The following is a 15,840-nucleotide window of genomic DNA, read 5'->3' on the forward strand; positions in this document are numbered from 1 at the left end:
AATAATTGTCAAGATGAGACAATAAATAATATTATTTTCTATTTATTTACATTTTTCTCAAATATTCCTTATCTCAACACCTTGTTGTAATAATTTGTTTCTAATATTTTTGCAGATAATTTAAACATGTCGTTTACACGTTGTGCAGTCTCAGTCCTGTATTGTTTGCTCACAGATTCTTTTGTTTCTCCCTCTGCCAATATAAATTTACCGCTTTTTGAATTGTATCGTGCTTTATCCGTAAGCCAACTCCAGTTTGAAAACACAACAAGAGGTTGTGCATCCGACAGTATATCTCTTCCCATGAGTAATCTGGAGTCATATTCCACACCCATTAGATTGGATATTGTAGGCAATATGTCCAGACTGGCACAGGGTTTACTTATCTCTTCAGATTTTATCCCCTTCGACCATAATATAAATATCCCCTTGTAAAGTTCAAAATTTGTTTCCACGGGATGTCCTGCCAGTTCACTTATTTCGCTGTTTGTGAGCCCGTAAGGATAGTGGTCGGGGCTAATGGCAATAAGTGTATCTTCCGCAAGTCCTGATTTTTCAAGTCTGTCTATTAACTCTCCCATCGCCCTGTCAAACTCTATATTACAAGCAAGATATGCTTTTACAGCACTTGAGTATGACAAATTCTTTACAAGCTCTCTATTTTTATCAGCCATAGCATTCCCATTAAAGGTGTACATCAAGTGTCCGCTGACAGTCATATAATATGTGTGAAATGGTGTTTTTCCAATATAGTCATCGGCTGTCTTCTGTATCATTTCAAGGTCTGATTCAGGCCAGGATTTTTTCATTTCGAGGCCATTACCAACTGCTTTAAAAGTATATCCCATATTGGGGTGGGAGACATCTCTGTGATAATAAGTATAAGAGTGGTCGTGGTATGCACGTGTTCCATATCCAAGCTTTTTTAATTGGTTTCCCATACAGAAAGGCATATAGTTTCTTCCCGAAACGTAGAAGCTCCATATTCCAGGCTTTGGTATCAGTGAGTTGCAAGCTACATATTCTCCGTCAGATGTACTGACACCCCATATAGGAGTATAAAAATTGGTAAATCTGAAACCTTCCTGAGACATTTTGTACAGTGTCGGTGTTAACTCCTTGTTTACCGCATATGGCGAGAATCCCTCAGCAGTTATCATAATAAGATTTTTACCCTTGAACATTCCGGTATACTTATTCTTTTTTGTGGGTTGGACAGATTTAAAGTACCTGTGCATGGCAGCAATAGTAGTGTCTTTTTCTCCTGCAATCAAATTGTCAAAATCAAGGTTTATTGTATTATATTCTTCCCGTGAATCCTGATTAGAATTTACTTCGTCTGATGAAGAGTTATAGCTTTGTTCAGGTGTAGGTTTTTTAGCATTTTCTTCACTTTGCTTTGCTGAATGATATAGAGTCAATTGTTGTTTCTCTCCACCGTCATCGGTACTTGTAAATCCAAAAACCAAATGCTTTACATCCAGACGCGAGGTGGTAAGCATACCAAATCTGTTTACTGATAAATCGGGTATAACAGCTTTTGAATAAAGAAAACTTGTACTGAGCTCTCCTGTATTTGACAGAGACACTAGAATGGTAGCTGCTACCTGAAAACCTACCATAACTCCTGCCAAAATTCCTTTAAACTTCACCGTGGGCTTTCTTTCCGGAAAAAGGTTCCTGAAAATAAGTAAGAAAATAATAGGTGTCAGTAAGAAAAGAATAGTAATAGCTTTGTTTTTTGCGGCAATCATTACCTCCTGCCAGAACTGGAGTACCTGTTCTGTGCCGTTTAAGGAGAATAAAGTCAAAAAGGTACTGAATATTTGATAGTAAACAGCCTGAACTATATATATGAATGTCAGAAATACAGTAAGTACTACGGACAGAATTCTGTTAGCTCTGCTATTGAACAAGCTGCATACTAAATATAACAATATCCCAACGGGAATTGAAAATAAAATCATATAAATAAAACCGATGTTAAGCAGCTCTTTAAATACAGCTATTTTAAAAACTGACTCAAGGTAAATAATGGATATAGGAAAATACAATATTGAGCCATAATGTTGTAAGCGGTCTATTTTTTTATCCACATACTTTCCTGCTCTCTAATAAATTTTTATACCATTGTTAAATTTATTTTCCTTCTATAAAATATGTTGCTTCCATGTCTGCCGTACATAATGCAAATGCCAGCGGAAACTGCTCAAATGCATCACCTATACATCTTTTATCTTCACAGCCCGAAAAGCCCATGTGATAACGTATTGCAAAGGCTTCCTCTCTGGTCAGTTTCATGAAGCCTGTTATTATGTATACTGATTTTTCACCATGGCCATATGGAAGCCTGTCATCATACTCATAAGTCGGAACTGTCTGCCAAACACCTCGTTCGTCCTTAACATTCCGGGTTCCCGGCCTGTAACAGTTTATTTTACATATATCATGTAAAAGTGCAGATATCGCAATTGTTTCAGAATCATAATTTAGTCCGTAAATATCCTTTACTCTTGTCCTTGAAAGATAATCAACCAAACATTCATATACATTTAAGCTATGTTCGACCAAGCCGCCTTCGTAAGAACCGTGAAACCTTGTACTTGCCGGAGCCGTAAAAAAATCACTTGATTTCGACATCATGTATTCCAGAAGTTTGTCAGCTCCGTCACGTTTTATGTATGTATTATATAATTCAATGTATTTATCTTTTAAACTCATATGTAACCCCTTTATTCTGATATTTTCTAATGTAATAAGTTAATAAGCAATTTTATTATAATATTTTTATTAGAAGCAAAACAAGAGTAACTTTTAAAAAAGCTGTACAGTGCCTCAACTTCAGAAAACTGTACAGCTTCACATATGTAAGTTTTTGATTTATATACTTCATCAAACTATATTTATCTGACATTCAACCGGAAGGGTATATTTCCGAGTGCCAAAAGATTTATGAAAAAAGTCACAGGCATTAATTACTTAATTTGTAAAATATAGCTTTTATATACATAATATTAAACAGGTTTGTAAAAGTCAATTTTCTTTATACCCTTACAGTTAGTTTTTTAATAACATCATTTATTTTGACTGCTATCCATATAGGCAGTATTGAAGTAATTATTTTTTGACAAAAGTTAATAATTCCAGCCATAAAAGGCGGACGTATTCCATATTGTTTTTTAGCTCTTTTTCTAACAATCGATATAAATTTAAAGGTTCTTTTAATATCTGTTGAAATAAGTGAATTTTGCCTTTGACGGTAGAGTATAATTGAATCTTCTATATTGGCGAACTTTCCGTATTTAAATAGTCTGAAGTATAAATCCAAACCTTCAGCTACTGTAAGGCTCTCATCAAAGTAAAAAACTTCGGGAGGAATTTTTGAGAAGTTATACATACTGGCTGGATCTGCGATAGGCTGAAAGGAGAAAAACTTCTTTTTTATTTCTTTGTCACTAAGAGGAAATCTGGTTCCGCCTATTATTTTATCATCTTCATCAATATATGTTTCCTGTCCCCCAACAACTATACACTCCGGATTATCCATCAGAAAAGCAACCTGCTTTTCAATCCTGTCTATGACCATGATATTGTCTGAATCCATACGTGCAATTATTTGACCTGTACTGTGTTTAAGTGCGTGATTTAGTGTATGGCTGACACCCCTGTTTACCTCATTTTGAAATACTTTAATACGACTGTCTTTTTTGCTGTATTCATTCAGGATTCTAAAGGAATTATCCTCGGAACCGTCATCTACTGCAATGATTTCTATATTTTTATATGTCTGTTTTATAACACTCTCCAGGCATTTGGCAAGATATTTTTCCGTATTGTAAACAGGAATAATGACACTAACCTTTGGGTAATCATGGCTTTTATTCATACTAAATCACCTTTTTAAATACATATTTATAGATAATGGATTGTGATCTGATAAACCCTTATGGGGGAGATATTTGTGTGAGCTTATAAGGATATTGTCGTTTTTAGGTACAAAAGCGTAGTCAAATCTCCACAGCTTCAATCCATCCATCTCAAACGTAAGCGGTAAAATGTATTTTGAATACTTTACTGTATCAATATGATCTTTCAGCAGCCCGTTCATTACTCCCATAGATTTTGATGAATTGAAATCTCCTTCTATAAAGTAATCCGTTTTTGTTTTTTTGATGTCCTCGTATAAGTTCTTAAACCCAATTTCTCTGGCCTTGTATCTTCTTGATATGGCATTGTAAAAATAAGGCACAAATGGATTTCCGGGTTCTATGTGAAGCAGCATATGCACATTGAAAAAGCGCATTGTTTTACCGTTAATTTCTACATCTGAAACTGCATACTGCTCAGAATAGTCCGCATGAGACCGGATTATAGGATATTTAGATATAATAACAAACTGGCCGTCTGTTGAGAAATAGTATCCCGGAAATTCTTTCTTAATCCTTTCTGTTTCGTCTATTGTAAGATAATTTGGTGGAAAGCCCGGAATAATATTGCAGATTTTAAATGGCTTCTGACTTTTGTCATTTCTGTCAGTTACACAGTGAAGGTATTCTTGAAGAAGGTAAACATCTGCCTTTTGATTTTTCAGATAATCATAAAAGGCATTTCCGTCTTTCAGCTGATCCCAGAGGTTTGTGTTCCAACAAAATACCTTCACCGGCATGTAATTATCCTTATTTATATTGTTGTTGCTTTTCGTTGCAATATTTATATCAAACTGAGTTATTCCCATTATCAAGGAGACTGACACTATACCTATGAATATGACTTTTTTCTTTTTTTGAACTAAAAAGTATACCAATAGTATAACAGGAACTATTACGAAAAAGAATGTAGGCGTACTTGCGGGGAAATTCAGAAGAAAGAATTTCCCTACAAATACAATATGTATAATCATATAAACAAACCATAATACTGCTAGTGTCTTAATTGTGTTTTGTACATATTTTTTCATCACAGTTATAAAACCTCCAAATTTATTCAGACTTGGATTCAGAAAGAGTTACCGGTATATAAGCTTGTTCAGAAATTTTGCCATCCATATTGAAGCTTTATCACCTTTAATTTTTCTTAAGAAATACTCAAAGTTCTTTTGATTTTCGCTACTTTGTTGAGATTTATTTACAGGATGAACAAGATGGTAATTTACTATCGAAAAATTTCTTTTTATTTTAACACCCGATTTGCCTAACCTGTATCCCAAATCTGTATCCTCAAGACCCCAACCTGTAAAATTTTCATCAAACATATTGACAGCTATCAAGTCTTGCCTGCGTGCCGAAGAATTTCCGGTACTGAAAGTTATTCGTTCTATAAGCTGACCGAATATAAGGCGTGCAATTTTTTTAGCCGGTTCATAGGGTTCAGGTATTGAATCCCCATCAATCCTACGGTAGTCTGATTCTGTTAAGCCATTTAAATAAAACTGTTCAAGGACTTCTTCCGGATATTCTACATTATTTCTTTGTCCAACTATAGCAAAACGCCCATTTTTATGGCTCATTACATGTTTTGATATAAAGTCACTGCAAGGTATCCTGTCATCATCAAGAAAAATAACAATTTCACCGGATGCCTTGAGAATACCGGAGTTTCGTGCCTTTGAACGTCCAACGTTTTCAGAGTGAATTATTTGTATTGTTTCAAAACCCAGCTTCAACTTTTTAAAATCACAAAGCACTTTCTCTGAACAACCGTCAAATATTACTATAACCTCTACAGTTTCATCAACCTGAGATTCCAGAGCCTTTAGAATCAAGCGGAGCCTTGAAAGCTTATTCATTGTAGGAATTACAATACTAGCTTTTTTCATATGCTTACTCCCTCTGTAGTTTTCTTTTTAAGACTAGCTTCTCAGCTTTTTAAGGTAGTCGAAGCCTACTTTCCATAGGTTCTCACTTAAAACCTTCTTGAGGGATTCAATAAAGTAATCTACTTGTTCTCTGTTAATAATAAGGCTTGGTGTAATAAGTATCTGGCTTGAATCATGTGGAGGTGTGTTAAGCAGAATACTGTAGTCCTTGAGCATTGAGGTTATTACAGAACCTGTAACAAACTTTTCTACCAAATCCGTTCCAGTACTTGAGAAAAATTTAACTATCTTTTCTGCCCTTGAATGGAAAATAATACATGCCAATAGTCCAACTCCACGAACATCAGCTACTATATCAGGAAATTCCTTTTTGACTTCCTGAAGTCTTGATAATAGATATTTACCCATTTCTTCTGAATTTTCCAGAAGTTTCTCATCTCTGATAATATTCAGCACTTCAATTGCAGAAACTACCTCTTCCCCAAAACCGTTATATGTAGTGGAGTGAAGTGTTGCTTCATTCATCTTTGAATATGCCTTATTAAATATCTTTGGTCTTGTAATAAATCCTGCAAAAGTGGCCTTTCCACCACCAAATGCCTTTGAGAAGGAACAAATGTCAGGACAAATTCCATAATGCTCAAAGCCAAACATTTTTCCCGTCCTTCCGAAGCCTGTAAACACCTCATCCATAATAAGTACGATGTCATACTTGTCACAGATCCTGCGAACCTCTTCATAATAGCTTTTATCAGGTATAACGACACCTTCGGAACGAATTGCCTCTATTATAAATGTACCTATTTTAGTTGAATTTTTACCGGTTTTATTTTCTTCAATAACTCGTTTGAAATCTTGGATATCCCCATACTTTATCATTATACAGTTTTCTGTCTTATTGAAATGATCATTTTGATGCTTTTCAGATCCGGATAATGTAAGTGTTGCATGAGTCTTGCCGTGAAAGGATATATCCGTATAAACAACGGTTTTCCTTGACATACCACTATATTTTTCTGCAAGCTTAAGAGCTCCCTCATTAGCCTCGGCACCACTATTGCAAAAGAACATAACTTCAAGGTCTTCAGGAAAAATAAGTGAAAGATTATTGCAAAGTACTCCTTGATACGGCGATGGGAAAAATTTCCATGATTCCAATCTCTTTTCTTCTGCCCATTTTTTTCTCACTTCTATTATTCTCGGATGGTTATGTCCCGCAACCAACATTCCCAAGTGTCCCGTCATATCAAGAACTTTACGTCCATCTCTTAAGGTAACATACATTCCGCTTGCTTCTACAGGTATTGAATCGGCAAAGCCAAGCATTGAAAGTGTTTTTCCCAGTTGGCTTGAAATGTGCTTTTTAAATAATCTCAGGTTTTCTTTCTCTGTCATATTATGTGCATCTTCAATTGTTAAAAAATTCTTATCCTCGTACATTTTCTAACTCCCCCTTGTTATATATTATTAAAATTTTATGACTTAAAAAAATAGTTTGGCATATTTTAAAATTCCCTGGTTCCAAACAACATTATTGCTTGCCCCCGGTTTATTCCCAATTTTGTTCCTATTTTCAAGATACCAGCGGTAATTTCTTACCAGCGAATCCTTATTTGAGTGTTTTGGCTTATAGCCAAGCTTCTTTTCTGCCTTTTCAATAGAAACATAGTAGTTTCTGTTGAGTTTTAGATACAGCCTTTTATAAAAAGGCGAAAGCTTTAATTTCTCAAGAATATTCAGAATAAAGAACATTGGCTTTGCAGGAAAACATTTTATCTTTTTGTTAAAGCCTGCCGCATCAAGTACCGACTGGTAATCATCCTTTATGGTAGAAAATTCTTTTGCTCCGATGTTGAAAAGGTCATTTGCGTTGTTAGCATCTACTGATATGGCCAAATAAATTGCCTGACACAAATCCTCCACATCCAGTAATTGGTATTTATTTTTCCCCGGACCAAGCATCGGAAAGTTCCTTCCTTCACTTGCCCATTCATAAAGTATTCCGAAAGTTCCCAATCTTTCAGGCCCTAAAAAAGATCTCGGACGAAGTACACTGACACAGTGGCCCTTACTTCTCCAATGGTCACAAAGCCTTTCTGTTTCTATCTTACTCCTGTTGTAGGGGTCATAGGGCTTAACTTCGTCTGTCTCATATATTGGAGCCTTTTCAGGTACACCATACACAGATGTAGATGATATGTAAACAAACCTTTCGACCTTTCCTGTAGTAAATGCACATTCTAATAAATTTGACGTACCGTTTATAATGATGTCGTATATCTGAGCTTCTTCATATGAAGGAGATGCTCCGGCACAATGTACTACTATATCAATATCACCTATAACCTTTTCAACATCTTCCTTTTTTCTTATGTCGCCCTTATATACCTGAAAGTTTGAAAATTCAGAGCTATTCTGATTTATATCAAAAAGAACAAGTTCGTAATTTTCTCTTCCATTTTCATGTAAATACTTAACAAGATTTCTACCCAAAACACCATTATTTCCGGTTATAAGAACTTTCTTTTTCATGTGTTCGCTCACCCTTCATAGGAATATTTTTCACGGAACTTACTACTGAATATCATACTGAGAGTACCTCTGACAAATCCCCAAAAAGCAGCAGCTGTGATTAGCCAGTGAAATGCTATAAATACCAACGTAAAGAAAAAACCCTTCTCCTTAAAGGCAAACCTGTATTGTCCAAAGTCAGATAACACAAATGCTATAACACAAAATAAAAACAAAGCTGCAAAATATAGACTTAGTATTGTTGCCGGAATTGACACTGTACTTAGTCCAACAGCCAACATTCCAAGCCCTCTAAGAGGAGTTTCAAAGCCTTTTGTAAGTTTCTTTCTATGTAAATAAAACGGTATCCTTTGGACAGCTCTGATATGTATTTTTCTTGCAAGAGTTTTCAGGCTTTCTTCATCATCATGGCAGCCTACCACCTTATCTGTAAGCAGCAGACGGTATTTTTGATTGAGTCGGTTACCGAATTCAATATCTTCTGTATTACTGAGATTTATATTAAACCCATTCAATTCTTGGAATACTGATTTTTTTACAGCTCCCAATGAGAAGAAGCCTGCCGTTACATAACCGACAGAAGTTATTCTCCAATAGTGGCCCTGAAGGGTTCGATACTCTTTTGCCAAGCCTCCCTTAAATAACGGATCTTTTGAATAAATTCCACACACACAGCCAAGGGACATATCTTTCTCAAACTCTTTCAAGGTGTTTTCAATTGCATCCTTATATAAAGCAACGTCACTATCAACAAAAAACAGAATATCGCCTGAGGCGTATTCAACCCCAAGGTTTCTTGCCACCGCTACGCCTCCGTTTTTAGGTGTTTTGATTATTTTGCATGGATACTTTTTAGCTATTTCTATGGAATTATCTGTGCTGCCGTCATCTACAAAAATAATTTCAAAATTCTTATATGTCTGATTCATCAGTGCTTCAAAACACTTTGGCAGAGTCTTCTCATAATTATAGTTTGGTATAATGACTGAAACTAATGTTTTATTATTCATCTTGTTCTCCTTTCACTATAGAAAATCATTTCAATGCTTTTATTTGAGTTTGCTCATTTTTTAAATATTTGAATTTTATTATTAATAAGAACACAACAACTAATGTCAACTGAGTAACGAGTAAAGATGTCAGCTCCCCGGTTATCCCCCATGTCCTTGTTAAAACAATACTTGTCAATATTAAAACCGGCATGGGTATTCCTAATACACTCATGCAAAGAATGGCACCTTTTTTTCCTTCAACAGTAAATACTGAATTAAACACGTAATACATAAAATGGAAACCCAGACTTACCGAAATAAGTAAAACATACATCCAATTTATGGTGTAACTTCTTCCATAAAGCAATATCATGACAATACTAAGCCCCATATTGGCAATTATTGCAAGTGGAAGTATGAGAGGTATAAGCGATTTAATCCTTTTATATATCTTTGTGGTATCCATCCGAACAATAGTCGGCAAAAATACTACTGCAAATATTTCATGAAACATTAGGTTAAAAAAGTTTTTTATATTTACCTGATACAATGAATATATACCCACATCATAATCCGAACAGAAGTGCTTAACGATATAAAGGTCACTGTTAAACATGATATAGGATAAAACTCCGCTTACCATATTAATTGCTCCATATTTGTATGCTATTTTTGAAGTTTCCATGGAAAACCTGAACTTCTTTATTTTTATGGTTTTAAGTGACCATATTATTGCAACAATCTGATTTATAATTATTCCATATACAAAGTAATAGTAATTTTTTAAAACAAGACTGGAAATCAGCATAAATGCAAAAAATATCAAAGAACTCACCATTTTAATAATACCTAAGGACAAAAATCGTTTCCTTGACCTCAGTATAGCCTCGGTAATCATTGAATAATTTATAGTAACCGCCATAATTACAGTCAATAATAATTGCATTGCAGAGAAACCCAATGCCTTACTAATATAAACATGAAATAGCCCGTATACAATTATTGTTAACGCAGTCAGTACAAGACTCCAAACACCAATAGACCCTAGAAGCTCTTCAACTTCTTCTTCATTCTTGCAGTCAGGCAAGAATTTTATAATGGACATATTAATGCTAAAGCACATTGGAATATAAAGAAGATAGGCAGTATTTTGAATTACTGTAATATGCCCTACAGAAACTGCTCCAAGAAACCTTGCCGCTAAAACTAGTCCAATAACACTTAAAACGGCAGATGTAAATCTGAAAATAAATACAATGCCTAAATTCTCAATAAATGCTCTTATTTCTCCATTGCGAATTAATTTACTCGATTTTTGCTTAAAACTTTCTATTATTCCTTGTGTAGATGTCATTGTTTAGTCCTTTTCTTTCAATTATGTAACTTCGCTAAAATAATCCGTATGGCAAAAGTTTGGCAGACATATATATAGCTCCCCATACCAATAAAGCCAAAACTATAGGCCTGTCCTTTAACAATACCAATTCAGGACTTTCGCCATAGCCGGCTTTATCTGTAAGATACTGATACCTGAAAATTCCATATACTACAATGGGTATAGTAAAAATAGTATATTTCACCTTTACTTCGTATAGTGTGTGGAAAGAATAAGATATTACAGTACATGCTGTCAGCATGGGAATTATCTCATTAATTAATCCAATGGAATATTCACCAAGATTTTTGCGGTGATTTTGTGAATCTTCTTCAAGTGTAAGCAGCTCTTTTTTACGCTTATTCATTCCAAGGTATAATGAAAGAAAGGCTATACTTAATAAAAACCAGAATGAGTTTTTCCCATGGACTAATATTATTCCTGAAAGTGTTCTAAGAACAAAACCAAAAGAAATAATTAATAAATCAATAAATACAAAATCTTTTAGTTTCAGAGAATAGGATAAATTCATCAATAAATATACGCATATAACTATTCCAAAGTATTTGTTGAGAAAAAAGGATAATAGTATTGTACCCGGGCAAATAATATAAAAAATTAACAGTGCAAACTTTACTTTTATTTTGCCTGAAGCCAAAGGTCTAAACCTTTTTACCGGATGCAGCATATCCTTTTTCAAGTCAATTATGTCATTAATAATATATACTGAACTTGAAATCCCGCAAAATAACAGGAATGCAATAATCAATTTAACAACCTGAGAGAACCCGATTATTTGTGATGGAAACAGCATTCCTGAGAACACAAAAATATTTTTTGACCATTGCCTTACTCTAATCAGTTTCATAAAGCAAATAAGTGCATCTGCAAAATCTTTTTTTTCTTTTTTTTCTATAACGTCTAAAGTGGTTTCCTGCTTCATATTAGTTCCATCTTTCTTTTATGAAATATCTGTATTTTTTCACTTTTCTTACAAATTATATCATAATATGCAATTACTACCACTGTATTATGCTCCAGTAATTTTCATGTTAATTTTTCGGCTAGAGTATAATACAGTGGTATTTTTCTATACCTCCATATCATCCAAAGATATAATTCCATATTTAAGTGCTTTCATTATAGCCTGCACACTGCTTTCAACATTTAGTTTTCTGAAAATATTGGTTTTATGATATCTTACAGTTCCAAGGCTTATACCAAGTTCTGCAGAGGCACATTTATCCGTGCAGCCCCAGGCAAGCACTTTCAAAACTCTTATTTGACTATCAGTAAGCCTAACATCACATAAGTAATTGTTATTTATTCTTTTGTTTTTTGTGAATTCATTAGAAATTTTATATGACAGGAGCTGTACTATTAGAGCTATTTCTTGATTAATGCAATTTTCTCTGGATAGTATGCTTATACACCCAAGATTTTCTTTTTTTGATGCTATTGGTACTGATAACATATACCATTTTCTAAGAAAATCACAATAGTTGTCTTCAGGCAGCATATATGCACTGTTGTTAAGTTTCATTGCTAAATCCACAGAATTTGTACCACTTATTAACTCATCAAAACTTGTTCCTGCTTGTATTAGGGATTCTCTTGCGTAGAATAAGAGTTTTTTGTTTCCTAAAAGTTTAAGTGTTACATTGTGAACATCTGATAATATAAAAAAAGACATTTATCTATATTTTTACTTTCTATTTTATTTAAAGCTTCTTCAAAAACTGATATAAAGATTTTATTTTTGAATAGCAATTTCTTTATGTCTTTTTCTTCAGAATCGCTCTGTGGTACTCTTTGGTGTGGTAGAAGATTATTTTCTATACACCTCCTCCAGGATAATAGTATTTCGTCTTTTTGCTGATAATTTTTCACTACATAACCTCCTCATGGCTAAGTTAAATTTATGTTAAGTCTAAAAAAACATCAGAAGTTTAACATTGTAACCTATATTTCCAAATTATGTAAAATTATTAATGAATTTTCTTATGGAAATTTTCGAGTTTTATTCGGTTAGGATGAGGATTATTGCCAAGACCTAATTACATTATCTTCTTGCAAAATTCTAGTTTCAGACTTGAGGTTTGAGTTAATATGGATGGTATCGGAATTTTCGGAATAGTTGAACTATCTCTGCAATGAGACATAAATTTTTTGTCATATGTTTCCAGTCAATAAATCTCAATTCAAAAATTAAACTTAACTATTTTTTTATTAATAATTCTAATTCTATACAATATTTACAAATATATCAATGTGCTGATTTTGCATTGATTTTTTATTAAAAATAAAAGGGCTTTAGCGAAACTATTTTAATAAATAGCTGCTCGGGCTTTTATTTGCCATTCAAAGTTAAAAACTTTACCATTCTTTTCAATCACGGATAATATCTCATGGATATGCTTTATTTTAAGTGTCTGGATGTTACCTCTGGTGAGAAATGATTGAAAGTAGATTATGGGAAAGAATCAAAACAAAAAAACAGAGAAGAAAAACATTTATCGTTTTATTCTTCTCTGTTTAATATTTATTTTGATATGCTGTTTTTGCTAAGATTTCGGGGAAGTAATTTTCCCCCTTAAACCCCGGCTGTGTCCCAGTTTACCACAGATAAAAAAAATCTTACAAGGAGGGGTTCAGCATGAACTGAGGGTGTTTTGAAGCTGATTTTGTCAGACTCTAATCGGCAGCTTTATCTTTATCTTTTGCGATGAGCTGTCTTCTCTGAAAGAGTTGGTTTTTAACCACCGTCTTCAACTGCAAAATGCTTACCCCTGTGTCGCAACGTGTTACCCCTGTTTCCGATTTTTAATCTACTGTAGGGTACAAATACCTCTGCAATGACTGAAAAGGTATTTGAGGGCAATTTGAGAGCAATTTGACGACTGTTCCTCTTGGCACTTTTCCGAACAAATTGTGCTGAAACTACCGATTTATTTTGATGCGGGATAAAGGCACGTGGTCGCAAGCGACCCGTGCCAGTCACCTTCGCCGGCAATGCCGGCGAAACAGAGATTCTAAGTAGGTGGTCGGATTGAGAGAAAGTGTGTCGGGTAGGTGGTCTGAAAGCTGATAATGCCTGGTTTCTAAGGATTTGTAAGGTGTACAAATGGAGAAAAGGGCCACATCAGCCGAAACTGTGTGACCTTTCTTTCATGAAATCATTAATAATTTACATCATAGAGCAACAAGTTATTAGCAGTTAATTTTACATTGCTACCTAAATCAGGTGGCTCTCCTTGTGTTTCGATAGAAATAATGTTATCACCAAGCCTTATTACGGTATACCCATCATCTTCAATTGATTCAAAGACACCAATAAAGCAAAATTTATTATTCTGCATTCCAATTGTGCATTCTTCCTTATCTGAAAAGATTATATCTTTTTGCCAACACAGCACGTCTGGAATTTCAAACTCAACAAAATATTCCTTGTTTATTTGTGGTTTCTCGCCAATCCACAACGCACATGCATTTCCATACTCTGTTGAGAAATTAACATGGTACTTCTGTCCTTCCTCAGTGACTTCCTTTATAATAACTTTCACAAGCAAACCCACCTTTCTATTTAATTCTTTGCAATGTATTAGTTACTGTCATTGTATTATTCACAGGGTCAAATGTCCATGTTTCTTCATGATAATGGAATTTCGGTGTCCCCATACTGTTCATTTCATGGTTATCAAATCGAACACTCTTAGTTCCATCAGCCGAAAAAATTCTATTAGGGTCTACTTGACCAGTTCTGGGGTTAATATTTGTTGTATTTTCTCCTAAGTAGCTGTTCCATCTATTTGTAACCTCGCTTGACTTAATAGCATTAGGTGCTTTTACTTCTGCAGCATTTATTACTTTCGTATTAACATTTGGAGTCTTAGGCGCTCCCTGATTGCTAAAGTTAAATCCCTTAAAGTCATCTTTGGTAATAAAGCTTCTGCTGTTACTTCCCGCACTAGCACCAAGCATAAATCCAATCAAGGCCACTTGTTCAAAGTTTGGAGTACCAAAACTTGCCATCTCTCTACTTACTGCTCCATTACGCATGTAATCTATAACTGCTAATTCTATTTGTTTTCTTACTGGTATGATAGAATCATCAACAATTTTATACCATATAATGCTTCTGCTTTTTGAATATACTTCTCAATATCAACTGCTACATCATAAGCAACCTCGTATTTTCCGTTTTCCCATTTCTGATTTATTTCTTCCTTCATTTTCTTTAGAACATTTTCACTATTCTCCGCCTCCTTATTTACCTCTTTCTTAGGAGGACTATACGACCATCCGTTGTTAGTATAATTTGGTAGAACAGTTGAATTGTTAATCACCTGTTCTGATGTTCCATCTTTATTATATAATGTAATTGTCCTATTCTGTTGAGTACTGCTATTATTTGCTTTTGTCTTAGGAGAATTATATGACCATCCATTATTTGTATAATATGTTATCAGTGTTGAATTACTTGGTAATTGAATCACTTCTCCCGTTTTGTGATATAACATAATTTCATCATTTTGTCTGGAGCTACCTCCATTTCCTTTGGATGATTTTTTAGCATTTCCATTCTCCAAATTTACTCCGAGACTTTTTGCTGTGTTTTTACCTACAATTCCATCATATGATAAACCATTATCAATTTGATATCTTACTACTGCAGCTTTTGTATCTACCCCAAAGGTCTTATCAATCCCATCATAGTTAGGGCCACTGTTACCTACACTGTATCCGTTATTAACCAATGCTGTCTGGATATCTTCAACCTTCTCCCCTCTTGAACCTATGCCATAACAGCCATTTGGATTTTGATCCGGCTCTGGAGTACGGTATTTATATGTATCAACATATTTATCACCAAACACTGATGCTCTTATTGCTGCTGCCCTATGAGCATCATCCATTGCTTTTATATTACCTTTCTTTTTAGCAGCAGCATAATCCTGCCCCAATTTTTGAACCCTTTCTTGATCTCCTACGCTTAGAAACTTATCTATTGATTCACTATGCCCACTAGGATCCACAAACTGTATCGGATCATTATGACAATACGTGTACCTATTCAGCGACAATGGATTCTCATCCTCTCCGAAGTAGCTGTCCTCGCTGATGAA

General features: G+C 34.4%; 15 protein-coding genes. All 15 read right to left on the minus strand.

From position 1 onward, the window contains the following. Positions 1 to 68: 68 nt before the first annotated feature. The 15 genes from P0092_RS12500 to P0092_RS12570 all read right to left on the minus strand — a co-directional run bounded on the left by P0092_RS12500 (position 69) and on the right by P0092_RS12570 (position 15,837). The gene (locus tag P0092_RS12500) at positions 69 to 2,096 is read right to left on the minus strand and encodes an LTA synthase family protein (protein WP_004617866.1); all 2,028 of its coding nucleotides are present in this window, start codon (positions 2,094 to 2,096) and stop codon (positions 69 to 71) included. Between the two features lie 43 nt (positions 2,097 to 2,139). Beyond that, positions 2,140 to 2,721, minus strand: a complete 582-nt coding sequence (locus tag P0092_RS12505) for an HD domain-containing protein (protein ID WP_004617865.1) — start codon at positions 2,719 to 2,721, stop codon at positions 2,140 to 2,142. A 322-nt stretch (positions 2,722 to 3,043) separates the two neighbouring features. Beyond that, the gene (locus tag P0092_RS12510; RefSeq protein ID WP_004617864.1) at positions 3,044 to 3,886 is read right to left on the minus strand and encodes a glycosyltransferase family 2 protein; all 843 of its coding nucleotides are present in this window, start codon (positions 3,884 to 3,886) and stop codon (positions 3,044 to 3,046) included. A gap of 6 nt (positions 3,887 to 3,892) precedes the next feature. Beyond that, positions 3,893 to 4,957 (minus strand): endonuclease/exonuclease/phosphatase family protein, encoded by a 1,065-nt coding sequence (locus tag P0092_RS12515; RefSeq protein ID WP_242831732.1) that lies wholly within the window; start codon positions 4,955 to 4,957, stop codon positions 3,893 to 3,895. A gap of 48 nt (positions 4,958 to 5,005) precedes the next feature. Further along, the gene (locus P0092_RS12520; protein WP_004617862.1) at positions 5,006 to 5,815 is read right to left on the minus strand and encodes a glycosyltransferase; all 810 of its coding nucleotides are present in this window, start codon (positions 5,813 to 5,815) and stop codon (positions 5,006 to 5,008) included. Between the two features lie 33 nt (positions 5,816 to 5,848). Then, entirely contained in the window at positions 5,849 to 7,255 is a 1,407-nt protein-coding gene (locus P0092_RS12525) for an aspartate aminotransferase family protein (protein WP_004617861.1), read from the minus strand. A gap of 42 nt (positions 7,256 to 7,297) precedes the next feature. Next, positions 7,298 to 8,347: an NAD-dependent epimerase/dehydratase family protein gene (locus tag P0092_RS12530; protein ID WP_004617860.1), complete on the minus strand. Its 1,050-nt coding sequence runs from the start codon at positions 8,345 to 8,347 to the stop codon at positions 7,298 to 7,300. A gap of 8 nt (positions 8,348 to 8,355) precedes the next feature. Further along, on the minus strand, positions 8,356 to 9,357 hold the full coding sequence (locus P0092_RS12535; protein WP_004617859.1) for a glycosyltransferase family 2 protein: 1,002 nt from the start codon (positions 9,355 to 9,357) through the stop codon (positions 8,356 to 8,358). A gap of 25 nt (positions 9,358 to 9,382) precedes the next feature. Beyond that, positions 9,383 to 10,693 carry a lipopolysaccharide biosynthesis protein gene (locus tag P0092_RS12540; protein WP_004617858.1) on the minus strand — a complete coding sequence of 437 codons (1,311 nt, stop codon included), beginning with the start codon at positions 10,691 to 10,693 and terminating at the stop codon, positions 9,383 to 9,385. Between the two features lie 34 nt (positions 10,694 to 10,727). Further along, positions 10,728 to 11,657: a decaprenyl-phosphate phosphoribosyltransferase gene (locus P0092_RS12545; protein ID WP_004617857.1), complete on the minus strand. Its 930-nt coding sequence runs from the start codon at positions 11,655 to 11,657 to the stop codon at positions 10,728 to 10,730. A 147-nt stretch (positions 11,658 to 11,804) separates the two neighbouring features. Further along, complete coding sequence (locus P0092_RS12550) at positions 11,805 to 12,407, minus strand: response regulator transcription factor (RefSeq protein WP_040758429.1); 603 nt, start codon at positions 12,405 to 12,407, stop codon at positions 11,805 to 11,807. Beyond that, on the minus strand, positions 12,371 to 12,604 hold the full coding sequence (locus tag P0092_RS12555) for a hypothetical protein (protein WP_040758426.1): 234 nt from the start codon (positions 12,602 to 12,604) through the stop codon (positions 12,371 to 12,373). Before P0092_RS12555 ends, P0092_RS12550 begins: the two co-directional genes overlap by 37 nt. A gap of 1,289 nt (positions 12,605 to 13,893) precedes the next feature. Continuing rightward, on the minus strand, positions 13,894 to 14,277 hold the full coding sequence (locus P0092_RS12560) for a hypothetical protein (protein WP_004617855.1): 384 nt from the start codon (positions 14,275 to 14,277) through the stop codon (positions 13,894 to 13,896). 16 nt (positions 14,278 to 14,293) lie between these two features. Then, the gene (locus P0092_RS12565) at positions 14,294 to 14,773 is read right to left on the minus strand and encodes a hypothetical protein (RefSeq protein WP_004617854.1); all 480 of its coding nucleotides are present in this window, start codon (positions 14,771 to 14,773) and stop codon (positions 14,294 to 14,296) included. A 32-nt stretch (positions 14,774 to 14,805) separates the two neighbouring features. Next, a complete protein-coding gene (locus tag P0092_RS12570) occupies positions 14,806 to 15,837 on the minus strand; it encodes a peptidoglycan-binding protein (RefSeq protein ID WP_242831736.1) in 1,032 nt (343 codons plus the stop codon). Positions 15,838 to 15,840: the final 3 nt, after the last annotated feature.

Source organism: Ruminiclostridium papyrosolvens DSM 2782 (assembly GCF_029318685.1).
GTDB lineage: Bacteria > Bacillota > Clostridia > Acetivibrionales > DSM-1351 > Ruminiclostridium > Ruminiclostridium papyrosolvens.

Bases quoted from the DNA above. Each gene is read 5' to 3' on its own strand.
- P0092_RS12505 (WP_004617865.1), bottom strand. From the start codon at position 2,721: ATGAGTTTAAAAGATAAATACATTGAATTATATAATACATACATAAAA.
- P0092_RS12510 (WP_004617864.1), bottom strand. From the start codon at position 3,886: ATGAATAAAAGCCATGATTACCCAAAGGTTAGTGTCATTATTCCTGTT.
- P0092_RS12515 (WP_242831732.1), bottom strand. From the start codon at position 4,957: ATGAAAAAATATGTACAAAACACAATTAAGACACTAGCAGTATTATGG.
- P0092_RS12520 (WP_004617862.1), bottom strand. From the start codon at position 5,815: ATGAAAAAAGCTAGTATTGTAATTCCTACAATGAATAAGCTTTCAAGG.
- P0092_RS12525 (WP_004617861.1), bottom strand. From the start codon at position 7,255: ATGTACGAGGATAAGAATTTTTTAACAATTGAAGATGCACATAATATG.
- P0092_RS12530 (WP_004617860.1), bottom strand. From the start codon at position 8,347: ATGAAAAAGAAAGTTCTTATAACCGGAAATAATGGTGTTTTGGGTAGA.
- P0092_RS12535 (WP_004617859.1), bottom strand. From the start codon at position 9,357: ATGAATAATAAAACATTAGTTTCAGTCATTATACCAAACTATAATTAT.
- P0092_RS12540 (WP_004617858.1), bottom strand. From the start codon at position 10,693: ATGACATCTACACAAGGAATAATAGAAAGTTTTAAGCAAAAATCGAGT.
- P0092_RS12545 (WP_004617857.1), bottom strand. From the start codon at position 11,657: ATGAAGCAGGAAACCACTTTAGACGTTATAGAAAAAAAAGAAAAAAAA.
- P0092_RS12550 (WP_040758429.1), bottom strand. From the start codon at position 12,407: ATGTCTTTTTTTATATTATCAGATGTTCACAATGTAACACTTAAACTT.
- P0092_RS12565 (WP_004617854.1), bottom strand. From the start codon at position 14,773: ATGCGTAATGGAGCAGTAAGTAGAGAGATGGCAAGTTTTGGTACTCCA.